The 25134-nt window shown below is 43.1% G+C and carries 26 protein-coding genes and 1 riboswitch; of the genes, 17 read left to right on the plus strand and 9 right to left on the minus strand.

Going from position 1 to position 25134, the window contains the following annotated elements; genetic code table 11:
• Positions 1-50: 50 nt before the first annotated feature.
• A riboswitch (cyclic di-GMP riboswitch) is annotated at positions 51-193 on the minus strand.
• A gap of 99 nt (positions 194-292) precedes the next feature.
• The 4 genes from AAH944_RS03500 to AAH944_RS03515 are packed head-to-tail and all read right to left on the minus strand — an operon-like array spanning position 293 to position 4301.
• Entirely contained in the window at positions 293-1468 is a 1176-nt protein-coding gene (locus AAH944_RS03500) for a glycosyltransferase (protein ID WP_415536512.1), read from the minus strand.
• On the minus strand, positions 1465-2157 hold the full coding sequence (locus AAH944_RS03505) for an acetyltransferase (RefSeq protein ID WP_415536514.1): 693 nt from the start codon (positions 2155-2157) through the stop codon (positions 1465-1467). Before AAH944_RS03505 ends, AAH944_RS03500 begins: the two co-directional genes overlap by 4 nt.
• Positions 2158-2209: 52 nt before the next feature.
• Positions 2210-3349, minus strand: a complete 1140-nt coding sequence (locus tag AAH944_RS03510) for a DegT/DnrJ/EryC1/StrS family aminotransferase (protein ID WP_415536516.1) — start codon at positions 3347-3349, stop codon at positions 2210-2212.
• 22 nt (positions 3350-3371) lie between these two features.
• Positions 3372-4301, minus strand: a complete 930-nt coding sequence (locus tag AAH944_RS03515) for a glycosyltransferase family 2 protein (RefSeq protein ID WP_415536518.1) — start codon at positions 4299-4301, stop codon at positions 3372-3374.
• A gap of 172 nt (positions 4302-4473) precedes the next feature.
• Here AAH944_RS03515 and AAH944_RS03520 point away from each other — a divergent pair, with 172 nt between their 5' ends.
• Both AAH944_RS03520 and rfbB read left to right on the plus strand, forming a co-directional pair.
• Positions 4474-5499: a glucose-1-phosphate thymidylyltransferase gene (locus tag AAH944_RS03520; protein WP_415536520.1), complete on the plus strand. Its 1026-nt coding sequence runs from the start codon at positions 4474-4476 to the stop codon at positions 5497-5499.
• 46 nt (positions 5500-5545) lie between these two features.
• Positions 5546-6553, plus strand: coding sequence for a dTDP-glucose 4,6-dehydratase (gene rfbB / locus AAH944_RS03525; protein WP_415536522.1), 1008 nt, complete (start codon positions 5546-5548; stop codon positions 6551-6553).
• A gap of 103 nt (positions 6554-6656) precedes the next feature.
• Here rfbB and AAH944_RS03530 read toward each other — a convergent pair whose 3' ends face one another.
• Both AAH944_RS03530 and AAH944_RS03535 read right to left on the minus strand, forming a co-directional pair.
• Positions 6657-7451 carry a CheR family methyltransferase gene (locus tag AAH944_RS03530; RefSeq protein ID WP_415536524.1) on the minus strand — a complete coding sequence of 265 codons (795 nt, stop codon included), beginning with the start codon at positions 7449-7451 and terminating at the stop codon, positions 6657-6659.
• Positions 7452-7531: 80 nt separating this feature from the next.
• Entirely contained in the window at positions 7532-7972 is a 441-nt protein-coding gene (locus tag AAH944_RS03535; protein ID WP_019225323.1) for a YaaR family protein, read from the minus strand.
• Between the two features lie 30 nt (positions 7973-8002).
• On the opposite strand from AAH944_RS03535, the gene AAH944_RS03540 reads away from it, so the two are divergent.
• The gene (locus AAH944_RS03540; protein WP_415536526.1) at positions 8003-9046 is read left to right on the plus strand and encodes a M28 family metallopeptidase; all 1044 of its coding nucleotides are present in this window, start codon (positions 8003-8005) and stop codon (positions 9044-9046) included.
• 30 nt (positions 9047-9076) lie between these two features.
• Here the strand turns inward: AAH944_RS03540 and AAH944_RS03545 are convergent, their stop codons facing one another.
• Together AAH944_RS03545 and AAH944_RS03550 are read right to left on the minus strand one after the other, a co-directional pair.
• Positions 9077-9952: a flagellar motor protein MotB gene (locus tag AAH944_RS03545; RefSeq protein WP_415536528.1), complete on the minus strand. Its 876-nt coding sequence runs from the start codon at positions 9950-9952 to the stop codon at positions 9077-9079.
• Between the two features lie 38 nt (positions 9953-9990).
• A complete protein-coding gene (locus AAH944_RS03550) occupies positions 9991-10791 on the minus strand; it encodes a flagellar motor protein (RefSeq protein WP_415536530.1) in 801 nt (266 codons plus the stop codon).
• A gap of 268 nt (positions 10792-11059) precedes the next feature.
• Here AAH944_RS03550 and flgM point away from each other — a divergent pair, with 268 nt between their 5' ends.
• The 14 genes from flgM to rfbC all read left to right on the plus strand — a co-directional run bounded on the left by flgM (position 11060) and on the right by rfbC (position 24329).
• A complete protein-coding gene (flgM, locus tag AAH944_RS03555; RefSeq protein ID WP_415536532.1) occupies positions 11060-11425 on the plus strand; it encodes a flagellar biosynthesis anti-sigma factor FlgM in 366 nt (121 codons plus the stop codon).
• On the plus strand, positions 11426-11911 hold the full coding sequence (locus AAH944_RS03560; RefSeq protein ID WP_415536534.1) for a flagellar protein FlgN: 486 nt from the start codon (positions 11426-11428) through the stop codon (positions 11909-11911).
• A 78-nt stretch (positions 11912-11989) separates the two neighbouring features.
• Positions 11990-13516 (plus strand): flagellar hook-associated protein FlgK, encoded by a 1527-nt coding sequence (gene flgK, locus AAH944_RS03565; protein ID WP_415536536.1) that lies wholly within the window; start codon positions 11990-11992, stop codon positions 13514-13516.
• A 12-nt stretch (positions 13517-13528) separates the two neighbouring features.
• Positions 13529-14419, plus strand: coding sequence for a flagellar hook-associated protein FlgL (gene flgL / locus AAH944_RS03570; RefSeq protein ID WP_415536538.1), 891 nt, complete (start codon positions 13529-13531; stop codon positions 14417-14419).
• A 42-nt stretch (positions 14420-14461) separates the two neighbouring features.
• Positions 14462-15022, plus strand: coding sequence for a DUF6470 family protein (locus AAH944_RS03575; protein WP_415536540.1), 561 nt, complete (start codon positions 14462-14464; stop codon positions 15020-15022).
• A 55-nt stretch (positions 15023-15077) separates the two neighbouring features.
• A complete protein-coding gene (locus tag AAH944_RS03580; protein WP_415536542.1) occupies positions 15078-15530 on the plus strand; it encodes a flagellar assembly protein FliW in 453 nt (150 codons plus the stop codon).
• Complete coding sequence (csrA, locus tag AAH944_RS03585; protein ID WP_415536544.1) at positions 15530-15790, plus strand: carbon storage regulator CsrA; 261 nt, start codon at positions 15530-15532, stop codon at positions 15788-15790. The genes AAH944_RS03580 and csrA overlap by 1 nt, the downstream gene beginning before the upstream one ends.
• Before the next feature lie 101 nt (positions 15791-15891).
• Entirely contained in the window at positions 15892-16965 is a 1074-nt protein-coding gene (locus tag AAH944_RS03590) for a glycosyltransferase (RefSeq protein ID WP_415536546.1), read from the plus strand.
• A 185-nt stretch (positions 16966-17150) separates the two neighbouring features.
• The gene (locus tag AAH944_RS03595; protein ID WP_415536547.1) at positions 17151-19226 is read left to right on the plus strand and encodes a glycosyltransferase; all 2076 of its coding nucleotides are present in this window, start codon (positions 17151-17153) and stop codon (positions 19224-19226) included.
• Positions 19227-19287: 61 nt separating this feature from the next.
• Positions 19288-20697, plus strand: a complete 1410-nt coding sequence (locus AAH944_RS03600; RefSeq protein ID WP_415536549.1) for a glycosyltransferase — start codon at positions 19288-19290, stop codon at positions 20695-20697.
• Positions 20698-20728: 31 nt separating this feature from the next.
• Positions 20729-21505, plus strand: a complete 777-nt coding sequence (rfbF, locus tag AAH944_RS03605) for a glucose-1-phosphate cytidylyltransferase (protein WP_415536551.1) — start codon at positions 20729-20731, stop codon at positions 21503-21505.
• Positions 21502-22563, plus strand: coding sequence for a CDP-glucose 4,6-dehydratase (gene rfbG / locus AAH944_RS03610; RefSeq protein ID WP_415536553.1), 1062 nt, complete (start codon positions 21502-21504; stop codon positions 22561-22563). The genes rfbF and rfbG overlap by 4 nt, the downstream gene beginning before the upstream one ends.
• Before the next feature lie 11 nt (positions 22564-22574).
• Complete coding sequence (locus AAH944_RS03615; RefSeq protein WP_415537754.1) at positions 22575-23798, plus strand: methyltransferase domain-containing protein; 1224 nt, start codon at positions 22575-22577, stop codon at positions 23796-23798.
• Positions 23799-24329, plus strand: a complete 531-nt coding sequence (rfbC, locus tag AAH944_RS03620; RefSeq protein ID WP_415536555.1) for a dTDP-4-dehydrorhamnose 3,5-epimerase — start codon at positions 23799-23801, stop codon at positions 24327-24329.
• Here the strand turns inward: rfbC and AAH944_RS03625 are convergent.
• Positions 24326-24997, minus strand: a complete 672-nt coding sequence (locus AAH944_RS03625; RefSeq protein ID WP_415536557.1) for a hypothetical protein — start codon at positions 24995-24997, stop codon at positions 24326-24328. The genes rfbC and AAH944_RS03625 overlap by 4 nt on opposite strands.
• Positions 24998-25134: the final 137 nt, after the last annotated feature.

Raw genomic sequence — 25134 nt, forward strand, 5'->3', positions numbered from 1 at the left:
AAAAGAGCAGATCCATAAAAGGAACTGCTCTCCCCTGAGAAGTTCAAAATCCTTGTAGTCTGGCAATCCTGTCAGAATATCCTGGAAATGCATTTGGATTCCATTCATTTTGTATTGCATGCATTTCAAATTCCCTGATTTAGACCCATGACTTTAGCGTCCTTCACTTTCGTGAAGTTTGCCTCAACACATTAAAAACCATATTATATTTTAATTGAAATCTAAAAAATCCTGATCAACCGGATTGTGTCTAGAAAAGAAGTATAGCATCTCCGTTCATATTTTGTAAAGATCAATTCGATCTTCTCAAATAATATTCAAAATTCTCGAGTGCCCAGGCATCATGGTACAAATTCCCTTCCCGGGATGCAGGGTCTAAAAGTGAGGCGCAATAGGCTGTTCTTTTTCCATCGGCTAGCTCTTGAAATACTTCGAGGTATTTCCATTTAGCCTTTTTGGCAAAGCTTTCGTTACTGTTGGCTTGCTTGGCCAGCATAAAGCAGGTCTTTATGCTTCTGTTCAGCGTGCAGAGGTTTTGGGCCTGACACTTGTCACAGCCGATGAACTGGGTCATATCAATTTCCACGGTCGTGACAAAGCCGACTTTGAAAGGTGTATAATGCACAATCCTTGGTGATAATTCAGCATCGCCATACCCGCATTCCTCATTCCAATAACCGATCCGGTCAATGAGCTCGGGCCGTAACCCCTGAAGACATCCCGGAATAAAATCCATGATTACATCAATGCCGGCATTTCTCAGCTGAAGATAGGACAGATCATTCTTGACCTGAGGAATGACGGGAGGGAGAAATCTCGGATAAGGGTTATCCCGCATGATTCCTAAGAGACCCACTTCCGGAAAAGCTTCAAATATTTCCATATACCTGGTCAGCCAGTTTTTGGTCTTGATATAGACATCGCTGTCAATCGTGAAGAAATACTGGTTGGGTTTTCTTTTTCTGAGGTTGTAGTTCAGGACATAGATCGGTCCCCGGTTAACCTTAAAGCGTGTTTTGGATTTAATTCTTTTGTCCTGAAGGCTTTTGATATAATTCCAGGTATTATCTTTGGAGTTGCAGTCGATGATATGCATTTCAAAATCTTCGTCCGAATCCAAAATCTTGTTTAGGTTCTGCATGGTAAGCCCGAGACGATTCAAGGTAACATAGCTGATAAAAGGAGGAGGGGAGCTACTGTCTATCGTGTTCTGTACAGAAGGTTCAATGATTTCTTCCAGGATCCCAGGATCCAGAATCTGTTGAAGGATGGTGGCGTCGTCTAATTCTTCCCAGTCAATGTTTTTTGGAACCGCCTGTTGAGAAATTTCCACAGCAGGAGTGTCAGCGGCTTCCTGAACAGGGAAGGGGCTAACGCGTTTTTGCGGGGCAGAGGTTTGGGCCTGACTAATGGCTTCGATAACAAGCTGTATCGCAGTTTTGATCAAAATAGAAGAAAGTTCCTTCATATCATCAGTCCTTTAGGTGAATGGGTCTCAACCAAATTTTTTAAATGTTTAATCGGTCGGGCAGGGACGCCGACGGCCGTGCAGTATTCCGGGATATCGTGGGTGACGGTAGCGCCAGCCCCGATGATGCTCCACCTGCCAATCTCTTTTTCGGGAATCACCACAGTTTTGGAACCGATTTCACAACCTTCATGAACCTGCACGTTTCCGGCCAGGGTGATGTCCCAGTATAAAGAGGAGTAGTCCTGGACAGCCGTATCGTGACCAATCCTGCAGCCTGGATTTAAGGCTACGTGACTGCCTATCCTGACATCCGTCGACAGAAAACTATTCCAGCAGATGATATTGCCGCAGCCCAATTGAACGGAGCGGCTTATTCGGGCAGCGGGATGAATCAGGTTGGCAAAATATAGCTGAAAACTGGACAGGCTGGCGATTAGACGGTATTTATCCGTCGGTCTGGCGATCGCACATACAATCCAGAGAGGGTGCCCTGTGTTTTTTTCGAGCCAGTCCAGGTTACCCAGAACAGGATAGTTATTGATAACCTTTCCTTGTTTGGCTGGAGTTTGGTCGATATAGCCCAGCAGGTTCCACTGCTTTTTTTCTGTATTGATATCTTCGACGAGTTCGGTAGCTTCCCGGCCAAAGCCGCCGGCTCCAAAAATGACGAGATCTTTTATGGCCAATGATCACACGCTCAATTCATTTATTGATTTTTTGTCTCAGTCTATTTGTCTTCTATTTTTCTTTTCTTATTTTTCTGATAATGCCGCCTATTTTTTGAACGTCGGACGCTGACATTCTTCCGTGAAGTGGCAGAGCCAGAACACTTTCCGCGACTTTGTTGGCTGTGGCTAGATTGTCTGCGGAGGATGAAGGAAGACCTTTAAAACACTTGAAATTGCTGCAGAGCGGGTAAAAATATTTTCGGCAAAAAATATTGAAGCTTGAAAATCGGCTATAGAGATCGTCCCGGGAGATACCGTACGCAGTCGGATCAACCCGGATAACAAAATACGGATAATTGGCTGTAATTTCTTCAGCCTCCTGGGAGACGGTTATGCCTGGGACATCAGCCAGCACTTGCCGGTACTGGTTGGTAAGATATTTCCTTTGGGCTATTTCAGCTTCCACTTCTTTTAAGAGCAAAATGCCGACAGCGGCTTGTAATTCGTTCAGTTTACCGTTTATACCGGGTTCGTCCACACTGTAGTCTTCTTTTAGACCAAAATTTCTCAAACACTTGGCTTTCTGCTGGAGGTCCTGATCCCGAAAGATAAGTGCGCCGCCTTCGACGGTGTGAAAGATTTTGGTGGCATGAAAGCTGAACATGGTGATATCTCCATAGGCGCCAATTGGCTTACCCTTTATTTTCACACCAAAAGCGTGGGCGCCGTCATAAAGTACTTTCAGGTTGTGCATTGCCGCAATCCGGTCAATCTTTTCGACCTCGCACGGATGGCCGAAAACGTGTACCGGCAGGATGGCAGTTGTTTTATCCGTAATCAGGGACTCGATACGGTCGGCGTCAATATTAAACGTGGCTTCTTCAATGTCGCAGAAGACTGGCGTAAGATGATTCCAGGCCAGCGCGTTGGCCGTAGCGGCAAAGGTAAACGGTGTCGTGATGACTTCCCCGGACAGATCCAGGGTCTTGCACGCAATTTGCAAGGCATTCGTGCCATTTGCAAAAACCGATAAATATTGGGCACCCAGGAAAGCAGTCAGTTTTCTTTCTAGTTCTTGGACCATCTTCCCGTTATTGCTGAGCTGCCTGCTTTGCCATATTATTTCGAGCATGCTGTAAGTCTCCGCCAAGTCTGGAAGCAAAGGTTCGGTAACATAGACCGGTTCAGAAAAATCATCATTGTTTAACATTTTTTTCTCCCCTGGCAAATATTCAGTTGGCTTTGGATGCATAGAACTGAAAGTTTTCGGTTGCCCAGTCAAGGTTGTAGTTTTCCTCCGCAGTGGAGTTACAGCTGAATAATGAAGTGCAGTATGGGGAACGGGCACCGCTCTGCAGATCCTTAACTGTTTCGTCAAATTTCCAGCGGTATTGTTCTCGAAATAATTTATTTTGGTTTAATTTTTCGTAGATGGTAAAACAGGTTTCTCCGGTTTTGGTCTCTCCGTTTTTTGACAGACGGCAGAAGGACTGACCGGGGCATTTGCCGCAAGTTACTTGTTGCGGGATAGAAATGTTCACGTTCATCAGAATTCCTGTTTTAAACGCTGTAAAATGATTAGCCCTTAGAAACAGCTCTCTGCTGCCAAAATTATTTTCTTCACTCCAAAAGCCAATTTTAGAGATAAGATTAGGGCTCAAGGCCAGGATGCTGCCGGGAATATAATCCTGCAAATAATCAGACCTGTTTTTGGTCAATTCCAGATAAACCAAATCATTTTTGATGACAGGGGTAGTAGGGGGCATATTTGGGGGCGGAAAACCGGCATGAATACTGAGTAAGCCGATATCCGGAGTACTTTTAAACACCCTTAGGATGTAGGTCAGCCAATTTTTGCTTTCAATCACAACATCCTGATCGACAGCGATAAAATATTGATCATCTCTTCTCTTAGACAGATTCAGATTTGAGGCGTAGACCTGCCCTAGATTGACAGGTAGCCTTGTTTTGAATTTAATCCGACTATCCTTCAGACTTTGGATATATTTCCAGGTCCCGTCTGTGGAATTATTATCAACAATTGCTAATTCAAAGTTTTCCGGCGTTTCAAGGACACTTGAAAGGCTCCTGATTGTCTGGCCCAGGCGGTTAAAGGTTACATAGCTTAGGAGCGGCGCTACCATTCCTATATCTCCCTCCACTTAATCGTCTTTTTACTTGATCATCCCTTTAGGTTCTGATAGGGCAACTATCACTTTATTATATGGGAGGAGTTGTCCGTGGTTACACCATTGCGGTTCTTGCGCAATATTATATTAGAAAGACAACCCTCTCTTTATAGAAAATCTTACCGGTTAAAGGCAGGAGAATAATTTGAAAGCTCTGATTTTAAGCGGAGGAACAGGAACAAGGCTCAGACCGCTGACCTATTCCAAGGCGAAACAGCTTCTTCCCTTGGTCAACAAACCAGTACTGATCTATCTTATTGAAAAGATAGCCAGGGCAGGTATCCATGATATTGGGATTATCGTTGGGGATACGCAGGAACAAGTAAAAAAAACGGTCGGCAGCGGAGAAGCGTGGGGCACGGCAATCACCTATATTCATCAGCATAAATCCCTGGGGCTTGCCCATGCTGTTCGGACTGCGGCCGACTTTCTTGGCCGCGATGATTTTGTGATGATCCTTGGAGACAACATCTTCAATATGGAGCTGGATAGCTTCATTCAAAATTTCTACCAGCAAAAGGCCAACACCAGCGTATTGCTTCATACGGTCAGCAATCCTTCCCAATTCGGGGTTGCGGTGGTGAAAGACGGATTTGTAACAGCGCTTTACGAAAAGCCTGAGAAGTATATCAGTAACTTGATCATCACAGGGGTCTATGCCTTTGACCACAGCATTTTTGCAGCGATTGACAGAATCAAACCGTCCCGCCGGGGAGAACTTGAGATTACCGATGCAATCCAAAATCAATTGAAAAACGGGGCCAGGGTCACTTGCGATCTGGTCCGGGGATGGTGGAAGGATACAGGAAAATTAGACGACATTCTTGAAGCAAATCGCTTGATGTTTGATGCAGCGCTGGCCGAAAAAGTTCAAATGGGAAACAATGTGACCATTCGGAACAGTATTATTCAGGGGCCAGTTCATCTGGACGATGATGCTGTCATTACGGACAGCTTTATCGGACCGTATACGACAGTGGGCAGGAGAACCCGGATTACAGAATGTGAGATCGAAAATTGTATTATCCTAGAGGATACGCAACTTGCCAATGTCTCCAAGAAAATCAGCGGAAGCTTAATCGGAAACCAGGTTTCCATTCAAGGCAGCCCCGAAAACAGCTCTTTAGTCAGTACTTTTTTTCTTGGGGACCACTGTCAGATCGATCTCTAGTTTGCCAGTTGAGCTGGCCGAAAAAATATAATTTGAGGTGTAGAATATGAGAGTTCTTATGGTTACCGGTGGCGCAGGCTTTATCGGAAGCAATTTTATTAAATATATTTTGCAGCGCAACCAGGATGTTATCGTCATTAATTTTGATAAACTGACTTACGCAGGAAAGGTGGAAAATCTTCAAGACCTGGCAGCTCATCCAAGGTATTATTTTACGCAGGGGGATATCAGTACTGCGAAAGAGGTCAAACGCATTATTCAGGAATGTGACCCCGATGATGTGATTAATTTTGCTGCCGAATCGCATGTGGACAGAAGTATTACCGATCCTCTGGTTTTCGGCCGAAGCAATTTGATGGGGACTTTAACGCTGCTTCATTGTTTCAAGGAACATTGGGAGAAGAACGGCTTTACGGGAAAACGCTTTATTCAGGTTTCCACCGATGAAGTATACGGAAGTCTTGATAATGAGGCAGAACAGTTTTCGGAGCATTCCATGATTCGTCCAAACAGCCCATATTCGGCTTCCAAAGCAGCTGCTGATTTAATGGCCAGGGCTTTTGCCAGAACTTACGGCTTTCCGGTGATCGTGACCCGGTGCTGCAATAACTACGGACCCAATCAGGATAAAGAAAAATTTATTCCGCATAGTATCCTTCAGGTTTTACAGGATATGCCGCTGACTGTCTATGGGGATGGGTCCCATAAACGTGAATGGATCCACGTACTGGACCATTGTGCGGCGCTTGCGGAGATACTTTCGGACGGGGAACCAGGAGAGGTATATAATATTGGGAGCGGGGAGGAAACATCGAACCTAGAGATGGCCCGGACCATACTGAACATGCTGGGTAAACCGGCGGATGCGCTGGTTCAGGTAGCCGACAGGCCCGGACACGACTGGAGATACGCGCTGGACAGCACGAAGCTGAAAACGAAGCTGGGTTGGCAATGCCGGTATCATCTTAACGAGGGAATTCGGGATACGATTCAATGGTATCGGGACAACCGAGCCTGGTGGGATAAACCTGACAGCATAAACCCGCTGGGATGAATTCAAAAAGATGCTGCCAAGAGTTTGTAAACTATTAGCAGCATCTTATTCGGTTTGTGCTCTCGTTTAAGGTTTAGTAAGATTTTAGAGGGGAGCAGCTTTTTTATAATTTTTGATAAAAGAACGAGGAAACGGATTTAAGGCCGTGCTGGCTTTGGCCGAATAAATGCTCTGTACAGCCTGTGAAAAGTATCCCTTTCGGGTTCAAGGAGTCTGCAAATTTTTTGTACAGCACATCCTTCGCTTCATCGGTAAAATAGATCACGACATTGCGGCAGGCAATCAGATCAAAGCCTCGGTCAAACTTGTCGGTAAGCAGGTTCTGCGCCTTGAAAGTCAGATTCCTGGTCAGCGTGTTTTTGATCTGGAACTTCTTTTCAGACTTGTTGAAGTACTTATCGAGAAGATGGGGGGGGGTGCTGGCGAAATCACGCTCGTCATAAATACCCGACTGGGCCTGCTTTAAGACGTTGATGTCAATATCTGTTCCTAGGATACTGAAGTTTATTCCAGGAAAATATTCTGCCATGATGATCGCCATGGTACACGCTTCCTGGCCTGCTGAGCAGCCCGCGCTCCATATTTTCAAGGAAGATCTGGTCTTTAACAGGTCGGGGATAATTTTTTCCCTAAAGACATCCCATTGCTTGACATCGCGGAAAAACTGCGTGACATTGATGGTCAGATGTTTAAAAAACGCATCGTAGAGGTCAGGTTTAAGACTGAGATCTTTCAGGAAGTCCGTATAATCTTCCTGATACCCCCTGGTGCTCATGAAGTTCAGGATTCGCCTTTTCATCTGGTTTTCTTTATAATAGTTCAAGTCAAGACCGCTGACATTTTGGAAAGATTTAACGAATCTAGGATAATCCGTAATCATGCCAGTGCTGTTCATCATTCTTTTTATTACTCCTTTCGCTGGTACAACGTTTTTAAATAACTTTCCAAAATATTGTAAAGACCAACTCGTTTTTAATATCAGGTGAATAGATCGATAATAAGTCCTTTAATTTCATGGATTTTTTCCAGGATTTTTAAAGGTTCAGACTGAGAAGAGAGTACTTGTTCACCCAATTCTTCCAGTGCCTTGTTGATCTTCGTTACCCTGGCCATGACTTTCGGCTGGCCTCGGTAATCCCAAAAGGTTTCCTCCTGCATATTTCTGCTTTTTCCAAAGGTTGACTGAAGAAAACTTTTGACCATGGTTTTAAATTCCGTCAGATTTTCCAAAGATCTGTTCTCAGAGAGCTTTTGCCCCTGCTTTTCAAGACGTTCCAGAAAAAGTTGCATTTCCTGGCTTTGAAGTTGACGGGAATGTGATAAAATATTGCTGAAGCTGCTTTCCTTTTTTTCTGAAGTTTGATGAAGGTCAATCCCAAAGTTATTTTTTTGGGTGGAACTGTTGATTTTCAGTGACATGTTACTCCCTCCGTGAAAGGATTATAAAATATGAAATCACGCCGGACTTTTCTAAAAGTTGCAGCCGGAATGGCAGCATTTGTTATCCCCTGGACGGTCCTGCCTGGGGCCTGGGGGCAGAAACTCGGAAGCCTTCTGGGAATTCCGTCTTCCAGTATTGAGTTTGCTTCAGGCGAAGGCACTGTTTGGGTGCCCTCAACCAAGGCGATTTCCAGAAAAGCCATCGAAGATGTCCAGTACTTGTCTCATGCCAATCTCGAAGGCCGCCGGGCGGGAACTGCGGGAGAGACCAAATCACTTGTTTACCTGGAAGGACAATTCAAGGCCTTGCTGCTGGAGTCTTTTAGCGCGGACAACTACTGGCAGCTCTTTTCAATTCCTTCGATGAAAGAAAAGATGATTGACGGCAGAGCGCTCTTTCGACCTGATGAAACGGATACACTTCGGGTCCCGGTGGCCAATATCTTAGCTGGTATTACCGGGAGTAACCCGGAACAGACACTTATCCTCTCTGCCCATTTTGACCATCTTGGTATTTATAACGGGGAAGTCTATCCGGGTGCGAATGACAATGCTTCTGGTGTAGGCTGCATTCTTCAAGTCATGCGTCAGCTGGTGAAGGAAGCACAGGACGGTTTTGCGCCTAAAATCAATATTGCAGTGGCTTTTTGGAGCGCTGAAGAAATGGGCTTTCTGGGCTCCAAATATTTTATACAGAATCCTCTGATCCCGCTCTCCGAAATAAAGGCGGTTATTAACGCTGATACGGTCGGCAATGGTGCCGTAGGAGAGTATATTCTCTGGTCAGCCGGTGAAAGCTCTCAGACTTTGATTGAGACCATGAAAGAAGCAGGTAGGGTAAATGGGGCGGTCCTTGAGCATGTTTCTGGCGGCAGCCATCATAGCGATGAAATATCCTTTACAGGCACCGGCATCCCTGCGGTAACCATTCTGGGCAAGGAGTGGCTGGTGAACAATCATACGCCGGAAGACAAAATATCCGCAGTCAACGAAGAAAAACTGGAAATGACGTGCAATATTATCTATAGGGCCATCAAAAGCCTGGCTTACTAAAGCGGTAATCATTCATTTAGAATCGACCTGCTAGTTGCTGCTGTTTCCGTTGCTGTCGGCACCTGTGGCCGTATTGCTACTGCTGCTGCCCGGTTCGAGCAGATCATACTTGGAACGCAGGATAATCAGGTCGACTCTGCGGTTGGTGATTCTTCCCTGTTCTGTGCTGTTATCGGCGACCGGGCGGTACTCACCGTACCCTGCTGCTGACAGCCGAAGGGGATCGATCTCACCGTCGTCGACAAGAATATGGACGACATTGGTCGCCCTGAGTACGGACAGTTCCCAATTGCTTCGAAATTCTGCGGTATGGATTGGCAGGTTGCAGGTGTGTCCTTCTACTTTTATAAAATTCGGTGAGGCGGACAGGACCGTGCTGATTTTTTTCAGGATGGCCCGTGAATTCGTTGATATTTCTGCCGAGCCGCTGTTAAACAGCAAGGTGTCCTGAATACTGATGACCAGGCCTCGTTCCTCAATGGATGATACGAGCTTATTTTCAATTCCATTTTCTTTCGCAAACTGGTCCAGTTTGGCTTTGATGCCCTCGATCGTAAGGTTTTCCTGATAGTCCGTATCTCCTTGACCGGTTCCTTCTGAAGGGGTGGTCTCCTGCTCGATTCCTTGCTGGTCATCCTGGCCTGTCGAAGTTGAATCTTCAGTACTCCCGCTTTCAATGAAAGAATCCCCGGCCTGTGTTTCCGACAGGTTAACCGCAGAAGGTGCCGCACCACCAAGCGTTATGCTCAGGGATTGGGCCATTGCCCTGAATTTACTGGCGTCAACCTGACTCATCGAATACATCACAATAAAAAAAATCATTAATAGCGTAATGAGGTCCGAGTAGGTGACAAGCCACCGTTCCTGACCAGGGGGGTGGCCATCTTGTGTTTTATGCCTTCTCATTTTATCACCGCTTCTGTTCTAATGCTTTTAGTACTTTATTAATAATTCACTTCACTGGCTTCAAATGCACCTTCAAATTTAGTTTCTTTCTCGGGCATATAACCGAGGTGAGTTTTGAGTTTTTCTTTCAGGATCGCGGGGTTCTCTCCGGATTGAATCGAAATAATCCCGTCAAGAATCATTTCCATGGTCTGTACTTCCATTTGGTTTTTTATTTTCAGCTTGGCTGCGATCGGCAGATAGACCAGGTTAGCCAGACAAACACCGTAGAGGGTAGCAATAAAGGCTGCGGCAATCGAACCGGAAAGACTGTCGGGATCCGTCAGATTGCCAAGAACGTGAACCAGACCCATAACTGTTCCGATAATCCCCAAAGTCGGGCTGTAACCGCCTGCGGACTCGAAAAAGGTGATCCCAACCTTATGCCTGTTTTCCAAAACAGCAATATTTGATTCCAGGATGCTTCTGGTGATTTCCGGGTCTGTACCGTCAATAACCAACTGCATGCCCTGTTTGGTAAATTTGTCATCGACGGTTTCCAATTCCTGCTCAAGGCTTAAAAGTCCTTCCTGACGGGCTTTCTCGGAAAAATGAACCAGGGTGAAATAGGCTTTCTCCACACCGAAGGATTGATTCATGAAAGCAATCTTTACCCATTTGGGCAATTTCTTAAGCTCGTCTAAAGGGATACCGATTACCGTAGCGCCCAGTGTGCCGAAAACAACAATAAATATGGGAGATACAGCAAACAAAGAACCAAGATGCCCGCCCTCTAAGACAAAACCGAATAAGATACCGAAAAATCCCAGGACAAGCCCCAAGATGGTAGTTATATCCATTGACCGATGTTCCTCCTGTGTAATCTTCATTAATGACTGCTTTGCAGATAATCCTTCATACGTTTATACACTATTAATAACGTAATTCTTAACCGAAAACATTAGGGCTTCTGATCGTTTTTTATTGAGCCAACCAATATTATACAGCATTCTGCCGGATAATGACACGAGAAAGATTATTCCAAACTTTATAAATGGGCATAATATCGTGATATTAGGAAAGATTAAGAGATATTAAGAGATAATCGGCCTTAATGATCCATGGAGGTTGTTCAGATTACTGGGCTGCTGGACGATAAGAAAACTGTATAAAACTAAAAAAGATAAAACAGTCAGGTTGGTGAATGTGATGAAAATAGATGGTACTTCGATTTCCCCCGTCGGTAGTGTCCAGGCTGCGACCCGGGTATCGCAGCCTGGTAAGGTCAATACGGTTTTAGAAAAGGATCAGTTGGCCGTATCTGAAAATGCGCAAGTTTTTCAAAAGCTGCTGCAAAAGATGAAAGAAATGCCGGACATCAGAGATGATAGGGTCAGGGCAATCTCGGAACAAATCGCCAATGGTGAATTTAATCTTGATGCAGCTTCTATTGCAGAAGGAATTCTTTCTCCAAGCGGGATGGAGGGAAAATAAGTGGCAGAATATGTAGCAGGTCTGGAAAATAACCTACAACAGCAAATTGCTTTCTATCGGCAGTTGGTCGAATTAGAACAGGAAAAGCAGAAAGCGCTCGTGGACAATGTTATTGAGAGAATAGAAAGCATCACCGCTCAGGAAGAAAAAATTCTGCTCGAAGTCGGACAGTTGGAAGAGGAAAGACTTTACTGGGCGGAATTTTTTGGTAAAGAGGTTGGCAAGAAAGCAGAGGATATTACCTTAATGGATCTGATTCAATATTCTCCGGGCTTTGAGCCGATTGGCCAGGAATTCGAAAAAGTCATCAGCCAACTTAAAAATTTACATGAGATCAATGCCAAATTGCTTAAAAGTGCTTTGAGTATTGCCGATTTTACACTGAGACTTCTAACGGGACAAAAGCATACAACATACTCAAATCCTTCAAATAAAGGTGTAAAAAATGAATTCAGTCAAAATAATCTGATTAATAAGAGCATCTAACTTTTAGTTCATAAGATTCAAACACGACAAGGTTTTCTACAATAAGCTCAAGGACTTGATGAAAAAGGAGTAACGGGTATGTACTCAACATTTATGGGACTGGAAACGGCCTATAGAGCTTTAATTACATCTCAGGCGGCCATCGATACAACCGGTCAAAATATTTCCAATGCCAGTACCACGGGCTATTCGAGACAGATCGCCAATATGCAGGCAACAACACCGCTGACGATTACTGCTAACAGCAAGGATTTGAGCATTGGTACGGGTTCTTTTTTAAGGGATATCACAAGGGTGAGAGATGCCTATCTCGACCAGCAGTACCGCAGGGAAACATCACAATACGAATATTGGTCTGGAAAGGAAGCAACCTTAAGTCTGACTGAGCAGTTTTTTAATGAAACTTCGAATTACAGCCTTAGCTCCGATATGTCGGAATTTTGGAATGCCTGGAGTGATCTGGCTAATTCTCCGGAGGAAAGTGCCTCTCGTATCGTTGTCAGGGAAAAAGCAGTATCGCTCACGGAAACTTTTCATAATATTGATCAGCAGATCACTTCTTTGCAGAATGACCTTAATAACAGCGTTGATACAACGATCACGAAGATTAATACATTTTCCAATCAGATACAGCTGCTGAATAATCAAATCCGGAATGCTGAGATCAGAGGGGACAACCCAAATGATTTAAAGGACCAGAGAGACCAAATTGTTGATGAACTATCCAAAATTGTGCCGGTTACCGTTGAGGAGTCCTTGGATCCCAATTTTACGGACAGATCCGTAGGAAATTATACGGTGAGAATTGGGAATTCTACTGCTGCCGATAGTGTGCTCGTCACAAACGGCTCAGCATATCACCTGCAGGAAAACCCGGTTCCGACAGATGCAGCCACAGGTTTTAGCGAGGTGTGGTGGGAAGCTTCCGCAGATGGGACAAAAACTGCCGCTGAGGTTGATCTCGGGAGCGGCATGGGTTCTCTTCAGGCCGACATCGAAATGCGGGATACGTATCTGAGCGAATTTAGGGGCAATTTGAATACACTGGTTATAGTTATTGCCGATTCAGTCAATGCGCTTCACCAGTCAGGTCAGGGACTCACGACAGATACGGGACTGGACTTCTTTACCAGCTCGGATTTAACCAGCCCGATAACGGCCGCGAATATTATTGTGAATCAAGACATTCAGGATGACGTCAATCTCATTGCGACCGGGATTGCGGATGCTACGGGAGTCTCGTCCGGTGACAGCAGTATTGCCCTGGCCATCTCGTCACTGTCATCAGGCTGGGACAGTCTGACGACTTATGCTTCCGTGCCGGCCAGCATCACTGCGCTGGGAGCCAGTTCAATCTTGGACTACTACGAAGGGTTAACGGCAGAGCTTGGTTCTGACGTGGAACAAAGCACCAGAATGGCTGAAGGCCAGAGTGTACTTGCCACGCAGCTCAGTAATTCCAGGGAAGCGCTGTCAGGGGTTTCTTTGGATGAAGAGATGATCAATATGATCAGGTTCCAGAAAGGGTACAGTTCGGCAGCCAGAGTTGTGACAGTGCTGGATACCATGCTGGAATCACTTCTGGGTATGGGTGTCACGAAATAGGAGGAATAAGCGATGCGCATAACGAATAATATTCTCAGCAGCAACCTTTTGTCAAATCTGCAAAAATCCAGCAATAAGATGATTGATCTCCAGAACAACATTTCCACAGGCGAAGCAATATCGAAACCCTCGGATGATCCGTCCAAAATTACGGCTATTCTAGGGCTGAAGACAAATATTACATCGATGAAGCAATGGAAGGACAATGCCAGCCAGGCACTTGACTATATGTCCAGTGTTGAATCGGTAACTGCCAACATGACTTCGATGCTGCAGCGGTTAAGAGGGCTTGCGGTCCAGGGGTCCAACCAGACCAATTCCCCGGAAGATCTGGGTGAAATTAAGAAGGAAGCTGATCAGATTATTGAACAACTCGGCGTCATGGCCAACAGCCAAGTCGGTTCGCGCTATATTTTCAGCGGAACAAATACGGACACAGCCCCCTGGCCGGGAACGGGCCTTTGGACAGGCAATACCGAATCACTGTCCGTCGAACTGGGCGCCAATGTCAGTTTTGATATTTCGATCAATGGCCAGCAGCTTTTTGGCGTCAATCCTGCGACCGGGGTCAGCGATTTTTTTACAGCGCTGAATAATTTTTCAACGGCACTGAATAATGGTGATTACGCCGCAGTCGGTAATTCCATCTCTGATCTTGATTCGCTATTAAGCTCGTTTATCGATGGCCGAGCAGAACTCGGAGCGAAGATCAGCAGGGTAGAAACAATCAATAACAACCTTGAAACCAGTATTATCAATGCACAGACGAACCTGTCCAACCTTCGGGATACGGATCTGGCAGCAGCGATTGTGGATTATAACTCCACCATGAATACGTACCGGGCGGCGTTGTCGGTCGGTGCCCAAATTATCCAGCCTTCTTTGGTTGATTTTCTCCGATAAAGCGTGCTCTCTTCAAAAAAATGATTGCCGGGAGGTGCCGGTATGATTACCCTGCAAATTAACCAGCAGTTTGCTAGGATCGGCTTGAATATTAATGATGCCAGTTATGAACTGAATAAAAAGCAGCCTAATTTACAGATCGATCAAATTAATCCGAATGTTCAGGTTCGAACATCACAACCGAACCTCGAAATTGACTCCAGCTCAATGCGCGAATCGATGGGGTTTGGAGGGATCTGGTTTATGCACCAAAGCCTTAAAGCGAATGCCGATGCTGAATTCCAACAGGACCTGGAAACGATCGTTCAAATGGGGCGTCAAATAGGCGAGATTGAAAATAATGTGCCGATTGGACAAGTGGTATTTCAAGCGATGGTCCCGCCCGAGAACGAGGTCACGATTGCTTCGCTTGCACCCATTGAGATTCAGTATACCCCAGCTGAAGTTCATTCTAATCTTCAGCAGGGTGATGTTCACTATTCCACCGATTTAGGCGAGGTATCGATAGACGGCTTCAAGTATCCGTTTGTTCGTTCTTTTATTGAGCAGCAAGCCTACCTCGAAATCAAAGCGGTAGGACAAGCCATTGATATCAAACAATGAGAATGAAAAAGAAAATGAGATGAGTATGAAACATACCAAGGAGGAAGAATAGACAATGGATGGCAAAGGAATTGAATCAGTTATCTTTTTCCCTGATGGAATACCGGGATTTGAAGAGTTAAAAGAATTTTTCCTGAATATCGAAGAGGATACTTTTCTGGCTCGGCTGGAAGCTGCCATCAACCGGGAAATTGCTTTTTTCTTGGTCCGGTCACAACTCTTTTTCCCGGACTATTTGCCTGAAGTGGACTTGAGCCCGCGTGAAACAGAGATTTTGGAGATTGGAACCTCTGATCAGGTGGATGTTTGGAGTATCATTACGGTGCACGCCAATGATCTGGTTCAGTCCACTGTTAACCTGCGTGCTCCTCTTATTTTGAATCCGAGGACTGGTAAAGGGGTTCAATTGATTCTGAACGAGGAGATTCATTCATCCAGACAGCCGCTGTTTCCAACACAGCAGGATTCTATCGCTACAAAAAACGATGAAGAAGGAGCTGTGGACTGATGCTGGTTTTATCACGGAAAATCAATGAAAGAATTATGATCGGCGACGATATTGAAGTTGTGGTGGTTGCGGTAGTCGGAGATCAGGTCAGGATTGGCATTGAAGCACCCAAAGATATTAAGATTCTGCGTAGCGAAGTCTATGAAGAAGTGCAGAATCAAAATGTGAAGGCTTCCGCTGCATCCAAACTTCCGGAAGCGGATTTATCCGAGCAGTTGAAACAAATGCTAAAGGGGAATTTGCCCAGGGATAAAGAATAAAGAGCATACGATAAAAAACTCTCTTTTTTGGAGAGTTTGATTTTTAATAAAAATTTTTGGTTACTCGTTAAAAGATAAATTTTTGGAGTTAAGTGAGCAAGATGAGAAAGCTATCATTGGTCATGATTGTTAAAAATGAAGAGAAGGTCTTAGCCAGATGTTTGGACAGTGTTAAACATCTTGTTGATGAAATGATTGTTGCGGATACGGGTTCCACGGATGATACGAAAAAAATTGCTCACGCTTATGGTGCTAAAGTATGCGATTATGTTTGGGAGGATGACTTTGCCAAGGCCCGGAATTTTGCGCTGAGTTACGCAGCAGGGGATTGGAATCTAATCCTCGATGCTGATGAAGTACTTACACAGGGAACGAAAGAGAGTATTCGGCACTTTATCGAGCAGCCTGAGGCCATCGGCAGAATCAAAGTGGTCAGTAAGATTAGGCAGGATCATGAAATAAGAACTTCCAGCACTTGGGTTTCCAGGTTGATCCCGAAAGGAATTTATTTTGAAGGCAGAGTTCATGAGCAAATTAAATCAAACCTTCCACGGGTCAATACGGAAATCGAAGTGAATCATGACGGCTACTACGAAACGGACAAAACGGGCCGAAATTTACGTTTATTGCTTCTCGAATTGGACGATCATCCTTGTGACCCTTATCTTCTTTACCAGACAGCCAAGCAATACAAATTATCCGGCCAATATCAGACGGCAAACAACTATTTCAAAAAATGCTATCAATTTCTGGGTCTAAACGCAGGCTATAGAGATCTTGTTGTGATTGACTATCTTTACAATATTCTTGCCACCGGGAAACTACTTAAAGGACTCGGCATGATCGAAAAAGAAAGAGCGCAGTTTGCCGATTATCCGGATTTTCATTTTGTATGCGCTCTTTTCTATATGGAGCTTGTTTTTTCAGATGTGAACAAATATATTCACTTGTTTCCGGAGATTGAACGGGAGTATAAAACCTGTCTTCAACTGGGAGAGACCGATAAGTACAGTACAATGACCGGAACGGGAAGTTTCCTGGCAGCCTATAATCTGGGCGTGTACTATGAAACAACCGGTGACATGGTCAAGGCGAAAGAATATTATACCAGAGCTACATCAGAAGGATATAAACCTGCTTTAACCCGTATTGCGGATCTGAAGCCAGGGATTTAAAAAATATTGATTCTGGGTATTGATTTGCTTTTTAACAGAATTTATTCTCCAGAAAGACAGGAGTATAGCCGATATTATATTTAGTATCATGTAAACGCTAAATCTTTGATATCCTGGGGGCAGGAACTAGTGAAAAAATTATTTAAGAATTGATGACTGACATTTGCTAAAGGAAGTGGGTCGTTTTGAAATTAAGCATCGGTATGATGGTAAAAAATGAGGAAAAAAATCTGGAAAGATGTTTAGAAAGCCTTAAGCCACTTTTAAACGCAGTATCTTCGGAACTCATCATTGTGGATACGGGCTCAATGGATCAGACAGTGGAAATCGCCAGAAAATACACGGATAAAATATACTTTCATCCTTGGGAAGATGACTATTCGAAAATGAGGAATATAACGGTGCAGTATGCCCGGGGGGACTGGTTTATGTTTGTGGATGCCGATGAAGAGCTGAGAGGATATGAAGCAATCGTTCAATTTATCACATCAAAAGTTTCTAAGAATATTAATGCGGCGGCGATCCAGATCGATAATATTTTTCAAACCAATAATACCAGTAAAGTTGGGACTGGCGTAGTCACGCGTTTATTTCGCAAAACAGCAAAATTTGGTTTTCGAGGTGTTATTCATGAAGAGCCGATCTTCGAACCACCGCTGGCAGTCCTTGGCGCCCAGCTGCTGCATTATGGTTATCCGGCCGATGATCCGGAGCTTAGGGAACGAAAGCTCAAACTTTACGAGCCTATTTTGCGGCATGCTATCGAAGAGGATCCGGATAATGTCGGCTTATTGTTTTATTTGTCCAACACGATTGCTACGTTTAAAAACCATCAAGAGGCTCTGGAACCTGCGGTCAGAGCTTATGAAACAGCCAAAAGAAAGAACCTGAACCCGGTGGATTATTTCTATGTATATAGTACCCTTGCTATGCTATACAACGATAGCGGGGAGTATAAGAAAACTGTAGAACTAGCGCAGGAAGGTCTGAAATACAGGGAATGGGCCATTGACTTGTGGTTTTGTCTCGCCAAAGCCCAGGGGATGTTGAAAAAATACCAGGAAGCAATTGCAAGTTACCAGAAGTATTTATACTATGTGGAAAATTATGATCAGTTTCGAGGGAAAGATCCGAGAATTATCTCAAATTCATTTTCTCATAAAGACGATGTTTACTATGATTTAGCTGTAATGTATAAGGAAATAGACCAGAAAACAGATGCGCTGGAAGCACTGGAGAAGCTTAAATCTATTGAACTGATTGAAAAGGCTGTCCCTCATCAAATTTCACTTTACCTAAGTCTTAAAAAGTACCGGGAAATAAAATGCTTCTACGATAAAATAAACAGATTTGCTAAAAAAGACTTGGGACAAAGCTTCTGTTTAGCTTTAGAGACTTTATTGCTTAGTGAGGACGAAATAAAGCGGGAGGAAGCAGCCCGGCTTTTCCAACGTGAAGATACGGAGTATGGCTTGTTAAACAGAATCAGGTTATGGGGGCAGGAGAACGTGCCTAACCAGCTTTTGGATGAGATGAAGAGCCTTCCGCTTGATGAGCTTGGGTTTTATTATGGCGATGTGTTCTACTTCGTTATGCAGAGAAAGCTCCCCTTACATAGTGTTGACCTTGAAATTCAGGAGCAGGAACTGGATTTGTTCTTCAAATATCTGAATGAAAAATATCTGGATTTTGCTGTGTTGTGTGATGCCTATCTGCAGAGTCAGGACAAAGATTCCACCCTTGAAGAACAAAGGGTTTACAAAATATTGCGGAGGATCATGCTTCAAGCAGAAAACCTTGATGAAGAAAAGTACGATCAGGTACTGGACAGATACATCTATGAGGGTATCGGTTATATCAGGAGAATCTATAGGCCGGAACTATTTGAAAATGACAAACCTTATCTTCTGGCCAATAAGGAAGAAAAATTCTTCTACTGTCTTGATAAAGCCCATTTCGTAGAAAATTCCGACCAGGCCCAATATGTAAGGTACTTGAAAAAAGCACTTCTTGAGTATCCTGACATGAAAAAAGGGATAGAAGTGCTTTTGGACAGGCTGACGAAAAAAATAGACGTTCAGGCGCAGCCTGCAGTCAGCGCTGAAATGCAGGAGTATGCGCGGATTGTGAAAGCCAATCTGAAACAGTTTATTCAGAACGGAATGTTCAAAGAGGCCAGGGAAATTATTCAGGGCTATGAGGAAATTATCCCGAATGATCCGGAAATTGCTCAATTTAAAGCTGATATGGAGGATAATTGACCAATACAGCGAAACCAATGTAAGAACATGTTGATTTGATAAAAATGTTGGAGGTTAATCTATGTACAATGATGCTGCAAACCCTTTAGTGAGTATTGTCATTCTGGGATATAATCATCTCGATTATACAAAGCTAGCCATTGACAGCATTTATCAATATTCTGAAGGAATTGATTTTGAATTAATTACGGTCAATAATGGTTCGTTTGATGGTACAAAGGAGTACTTTGACAGCTTACCCAATAAGAAAAAAATCCATCTGGACAATAATGTGGGACCAGTCAATGGGTTCAATATTGGGTTGAAGGCTGCTGAAGGTAAGTATATTGCCGGTGTCTGTAATGATTTTATATTTACACAAGGTTGGCTGAAAAATCTAATCTTATGCATGGAATCTGATGAGAAAATTGGCTATGTAGCTCCAGGAGCAAGCAATATCAGTAATTTTCAGCAGATCCTTGGTGAGTATAAGAATATTGAGGAAATGCAGATATTTGCGAAAAAATTTAATCATTCTGATGCGAATAAATGGGAAGAACGCGTTCGGCTGATGCCAACAGTGTTATTTGTGAAAAGAGAAGTCCTAGATCTCGTAGGCTATTACGATCCGAAATTTTACTTTGGCGAATTTGCCGATGACGATATAAGCTTCAGAATTCGCAGAGCGGGATATAAACTGGTTTTTGCCGCTGATACCTTCACGTTCCATTTTGGATCGATTACCACGGGTGCAGGGCATAAAGAAAACAAGTCTTTGGAGATTAGCCGTCAATTTTTTATAGATAAATATAATCTTGATGCCTGGACAGATGTTCATTACGATTTTGATTTGCTTAATCTTGTTGATTATGAAGAGGCTAAGGGGAAAAAAAACATTAAAATTCTTGGGATTGATCCAAGATGCGGTGCGACAATCTTACAGCTGAAAAATAAGTTAAGAAATCAAGGACAGCAGGATGTACAGCTTTTTGCATTTAGCAAAGCGTACAAATATATGACCGATCTGGAGTCGATCTGTCAAAGCGCAATTTGTGGAGATTATCGCGATATCAGCAAAAAATTCGCGAATGAAAAGTTTGATTATGTTGTCATTGGGGAACCAGCCCAATATTATGATCAATTTATTGATTTGATTGGAACTTTGAAGACGTTATTAAAAGAAAACGGACAAATCATTTTATCCGTAAATAATACAATGCGTTATGATCTGTTATTAAGTATGATGGCAGGAATGGAAACAGCTATTGCCCAAAACGGATATGTCAAGGTATTTGATCTTGTCAGTATGGAAAAAGAATTAATGGCTTTAGGCGTTCAAGTTAAGAAAGTAACCATTGACACGAATGAAGTTGAGGGAGATGACAAAGTATTTATGGATAATTTAGCGGATGTCTTTCCTGAACAGGCCAGAGATGTTGTGAAATTGAGGATGAAAGCCAACAGGTATTTTTTAAGCCTTTGGTTAGCGTAGAATATCAATTTTAATATTTGGGGGAATAGCGATGAAATGTGTTATTCTTGCTGGCGGACTTGGAACAAGGCTATCAGAGGAAACTACAGTAAGGCCTAAGCCTATGGTTGATATAGGAGGGCATCCGGTTCTTTGGCATATTATGAAAATCTATTCTTTTTATGGTATTAATGAGTTTATTATTTGCCTTGGCTATAAAGGATATGTCATCAAAGAGTATTTTGCAAATTATTATTTGCACCAATCTGATATTACGTTTGATTTAAAAAACAACGAGATGCATATTCATAACAATACGAGTGAGCCGTGGAAAGTAACGCTTATTGATACAGGTCAAGATACAATGACTGGAGGAAGATTAAAGCGAATTCGGGACTATGTCGGTCAAGAAACATTTTGCTTTACCTACGGTGATGGATTATGTAATGTAAATATTCAGGAGTTGATTCAATTTCATCTTGAACAGCGAGGGAAGGCTACGTTAACAGCGGTTAATCCTCCTGCAAGATATGGCATGCTAGAATTTAGTACGAATAAAAATAGAATCAGGAAATTCAAAGAGAAGCCTGAGGGGGAAGACAGCTGGATCAATGGCGGCTATTTTGTGCTCGAACCTGAAATATTCGACTACATTTCCGGCGATGATACAGCCTGGGAGACCGAGCCTTTGGAGGAATTGGCCAAAGAAAAGAAACTATTTGCATTTAAACATGATGGTTTTTGGCTTCCCATGGATACTTTAAGGGACAAGATAAGACTCGAAGACTTATGGAACAGTGGGCAGGCCCCGTGGGTGACTTGGCAATGAATAATCAATTCTGGATTGGCAAAAAAGTATTGATCACCGGACATACCGGGTTTAAGGGCGGATGGTTATCTTTGCTTCTGCAAAACAAGGGCGCAGAAATCTTAGGATATGCCCTCGAGCCTCCAACCCAGCCGAATCTTTTTACGCAAGTTGACCTGGAACATCATATGGCTTCTGTCTCTGGGAACATTCGCGATATAAAACACTTGAAAAGAGTAATCGCGGATTTTAAGCCCGAAATCATTTTTCATCTAGCAGCCCAGTCACTTGTGAGGGAATCATATCGAAACCCCAGGGAAACATTTGAAATTAATATAATGGGAACGGTCAATCTTCTGGATGCTGTCAGGGAGTGCAACAGCGTACGGGCAATCGTCAATGTTACGAGCGACAAGTGCTACGAAAATAAGGAATGGGTTTGGAGCTACAGAGAAAACGATCCAATCGGAGGACGTGACCCTTATAGCTGCAGCAAAGGGTGCAGTGAGCTGATTACAAGTTCTTTTCGCCAGTCCTTTTTGAACGAATTGGGGATTTCTGTTGCTTCTGTCCGGGCAGGTAATGTTATTGGTGGTGGAGACTGGAGTCAGGAAAGATTAGTTCCTGATATCGTGAAGGCGATCATTGATAATGCAAAACCGGTCATTAGAAATCCATTGGCGATAAGACCCTGGCAGTATGTGCTCGAGCCTCTGTCGGGATATATCCTGTTGGCAGAGAAACTCTTTATGAACGGCATAAAGTATGGGGAGCCATGGAACTTTGGCCCTCCCGACAGTCATGTGGTAACAGTAGGGGAATTGACGAATTTAGCGATGCAAGAATGGGGAACCAGTCTGCGCTATGAATATGACCAAAGCAAAGCACCTTATGAAACACAGGTGTTGAAGTTGGATAGTTCGAAAGCCAGGATGCTTCTTGGCTGGGAAACAAAGCTTGATATTTTGGACACTATAAAATGGACGGTCGACTGGTACCAGGCTTATGCGTCCGGAGATAATTTAAGACAAATAAGTCTGGAATATATTCAGAAATATGAAAAATTGAGGGGAGAGTAGGGTTGAGTAAAGTGATATGCCGGTCTTGTGGGGAACCATTGGTTCATACTTTCGCCGATCTGGGGGAATCTCCGCTTTCTAATGCTTTTATTAAACCTGAAAATCTTAATAAGAGAGAATACTTTTATCCGCTGCACGCATATGTTTGTGATGCGTGTTATCTTGTTCAATTGCAGGAATTTGAGTCTCCTCAAGCGATTTTTGAAGATTACGCGTATTTCAGTTCATTTTCAGAAAGCTGGCTGCGGCATGCTCAGACATACACTGAACAGATGATCCACGGATTCGGAGTCAATCAACAAACGCAAGTGGTAGAAATTGCATGTAATGATGGATACCTTTTACAGTATTTTGTCAAACACAGGATACCTGTATTGGGAATAGAGCCAGCCAAAAATGTGGCTTTGGAAGCTGAAAAAAGAGGAATTCCGATTATAACAGAGTTTTTCGGTGAAAATTTAGCCACACACCTGGTTGAAAAGGGGGTTAAAGCGGACCTTCTAATTGGCAATAACGTTTTGGCACATGTTCCTGATTTGAACGATTTTGTCAAGGGCTTAAAGATACTCTTAAATTCGAACGGTATGATTACGCTCGAATTCCCGCATCTCTTACAACTTATTAATGAAAATCAATTTGATACCATTTATCATGAGCATTTTTCTTATTTTTCGCTGTTGACTGTACAAAAAGTCTTTGAACATGTTGAGTTAGAAGTATTTCATGTCGAGGAAATTCCTACACATGGCGGTTCCTTACGGGTATATGTCAAACATAGCGAAGACGTATTCAGAATGAAAATGAATAGCGTCACCAAATTACTGCAGAAAGAAATGGATGCCGGTTTAAATGATATTCAAACTTATATTCGTTTTGCTAAGGATGTAAGAAAAATCAAACAAGAAATTATGCAATTTTTTAAAGGGATCAAAGAACAAAGGTGCACAATTGTTGGTTACGGGGCACCCGCCAAAGGAAATACATTGTTAAATTATTGCGGAATGGGAACAGATACGATTGAATATACGGTTGATCTTAATCCCTATAAGCAAGGACTCTATTTGCCTGGAACACATATTCCGGTTTATTCTCCGGAAAGAATTATGGAGACGAAGCCTAACTATATTGTTATCTTGCCCTGGAATTTAAAGAACGAAATCATGGAACAGTTGGCTTATGCAAAAAACTGGGGGGCAAAATTTGTCATTCTTATCCCCAGGATTGAGGTGTTCTGAATGATTTTCAAGGAAACCAAACTTCCGGGCGCCTTTTTAATCGAAATTGATCCTTTGCACGATGAAAGGGGTTTTTTTGCCAGAACATGGTGTTCGCAGGAATTCTCAGAACGAGGATTAAATCCAAACCTGGCCCAGTGCAGTATTTCCTATAACTATAGCAAGGGGACTTTGCGGGGAATGCACTTTCAGACACATCCATATGAAGAGGCAAAATTGGTAAGATGTACAAAAGGCCGTATCTTTGATGTGATTGTTGATCTAAGAAGTTCTTCCTCAACTTATAAACAATGGCTTGGGGTCGAAATATCTGTGGAAAACAGAAACATGCTTTATGTTCCTGAAGGCTTTGCACATGGTTTTCAGACCTTAGAGGACGAAACAGAGGTTTTTTATCAAATTACGCAGTATTATCATCCGGACCATGCAAGCGGATTTAAGTATGATGATACGTCTTTTAACATCCAATGGCCGCTTCCAATATCATCGATCTCTGTAAGGGATTCATCTTATCCAGATTATGAGGCTTAAGAAAAATCAAAATGGAAGAATTGCTGTGACCAGGGCTTGTCGCTTGATTTGGTATGGATGGCACCTAGATCATCCCGGAAAACAACATGGCGATCGGGAATGTCTTGTTCATAAACGAGTGTATTTATACCAAGGGAAACATAATCTCCAATATGCGCATCTCCAATAACCGAGGAGTTGGGCAAAAGAGATGTACCTTTGCCAAGCTGCGGATATATGCCATGGTGTGCACCAACTGTACAACCTTGAGTGACAACAAGGAAATCAGAGTAGGTTGCTTTTCCGAGTACCGTCCCGATCAGGTGTATAAACAAAAAAATATCGGGGAGGTTTGTGTCATACATACAGTTGAAACTATGCAGGGACTTGTTCAAATAGAAAAGTTTTGCCGCGAGATTTTCATCCCCGTTTTCTTTCCAGACCGAATTGGACAAAAGCCAAAGAAATACAGCATATTGGTCGGAATGAAGATGATTGAGATAACATTCACCTTTGTTACAGTATGAATTTAAAGTAATATGCTTAAAACAATAATCGATACGATCTAGAGCTAAGTCAAATGCTTTATGATATTTATCAAGGTCAACAGTCTTTTTGTCAGGGAAAAAATGAGATAGTTGTAGCAGTACATACTGCTGGAATTCCTTGTACTCCAATGAAAGATTCATAACATTACTAACCACCTTATACTGAATTTTTGCCATTCTTGTATTGTAAAGACTGTATTTGAACGCACTAAGAAATCTTCAATATCAGCCAACGATGATGCATTCAATTCTAAGCCTCCTTTGAGAAAAATTGTATT

Origin of the sequence: Dehalobacter sp. CP, assembly GCF_047652685.1 — a bacterium.
Lineage (GTDB): Bacteria > Bacillota > Desulfitobacteriia > Desulfitobacteriales > Syntrophobotulaceae > Dehalobacter.

Bases quoted from the DNA above. Each gene is read 5' to 3' on its own strand.
- AAH944_RS03625 (WP_415536557.1), bottom strand. From the start codon at position 24,997: ATGAATCTTTCATTGGAGTACAAGGAATTCCAGCAGTATGTACTGCTA.
- flgL (WP_415536538.1), top strand. From the start codon at position 13,529: ATGCGCATAACGAATAATATTCTCAGCAGCAACCTTTTGTCAAATCTG.
- AAH944_RS03550 (WP_415536530.1), bottom strand. From the start codon at position 10,791: ATGGATATAACTACCATCTTGGGGCTTGTCCTGGGATTTTTCGGTATC.
- AAH944_RS03540 (WP_415536526.1), top strand. From the start codon at position 8,003: ATGAAATCACGCCGGACTTTTCTAAAAGTTGCAGCCGGAATGGCAGCA.
- AAH944_RS03580 (WP_415536542.1), top strand. From the start codon at position 15,078: ATGGATGGCAAAGGAATTGAATCAGTTATCTTTTTCCCTGATGGAATA.
- AAH944_RS03530 (WP_415536524.1), bottom strand. From the start codon at position 7,451: ATGATGAACAGCACTGGCATGATTACGGATTATCCTAGATTCGTTAAA.
- AAH944_RS03535 (WP_019225323.1), bottom strand. From the start codon at position 7,972: ATGTCACTGAAAATCAACAGTTCCACCCAAAAAAATAACTTTGGGATT.
- rfbG (WP_415536553.1), top strand. From the start codon at position 21,502: ATGAATAATCAATTCTGGATTGGCAAAAAAGTATTGATCACCGGACAT.
- rfbB (WP_415536522.1), top strand. From the start codon at position 5,546: ATGAGAGTTCTTATGGTTACCGGTGGCGCAGGCTTTATCGGAAGCAAT.
- AAH944_RS03500 (WP_415536512.1), bottom strand. From the start codon at position 1,468: ATGAAGGAACTTTCTTCTATTTTGATCAAAACTGCGATACAGCTTGTT.
- rfbC (WP_415536555.1), top strand. From the start codon at position 23,799: ATGATTTTCAAGGAAACCAAACTTCCGGGCGCCTTTTTAATCGAAATT.
- AAH944_RS03575 (WP_415536540.1), top strand. From the start codon at position 14,462: ATGATTACCCTGCAAATTAACCAGCAGTTTGCTAGGATCGGCTTGAAT.
- flgK (WP_415536536.1), top strand. From the start codon at position 11,990: ATGTACTCAACATTTATGGGACTGGAAACGGCCTATAGAGCTTTAATT.
- AAH944_RS03510 (WP_415536516.1), bottom strand. From the start codon at position 3,349: ATGTTAAACAATGATGATTTTTCTGAACCGGTCTATGTTACCGAACCT.
- AAH944_RS03590 (WP_415536546.1), top strand. From the start codon at position 15,892: ATGAGAAAGCTATCATTGGTCATGATTGTTAAAAATGAAGAGAAGGTC.
- AAH944_RS03600 (WP_415536549.1), top strand. From the start codon at position 19,288: ATGTACAATGATGCTGCAAACCCTTTAGTGAGTATTGTCATTCTGGGA.
- AAH944_RS03545 (WP_415536528.1), bottom strand. From the start codon at position 9,952: ATGAGAAGGCATAAAACACAAGATGGCCACCCCCCTGGTCAGGAACGG.
- csrA (WP_415536544.1), top strand. From the start codon at position 15,530: ATGCTGGTTTTATCACGGAAAATCAATGAAAGAATTATGATCGGCGAC.
- rfbF (WP_415536551.1), top strand. From the start codon at position 20,729: ATGAAATGTGTTATTCTTGCTGGCGGACTTGGAACAAGGCTATCAGAG.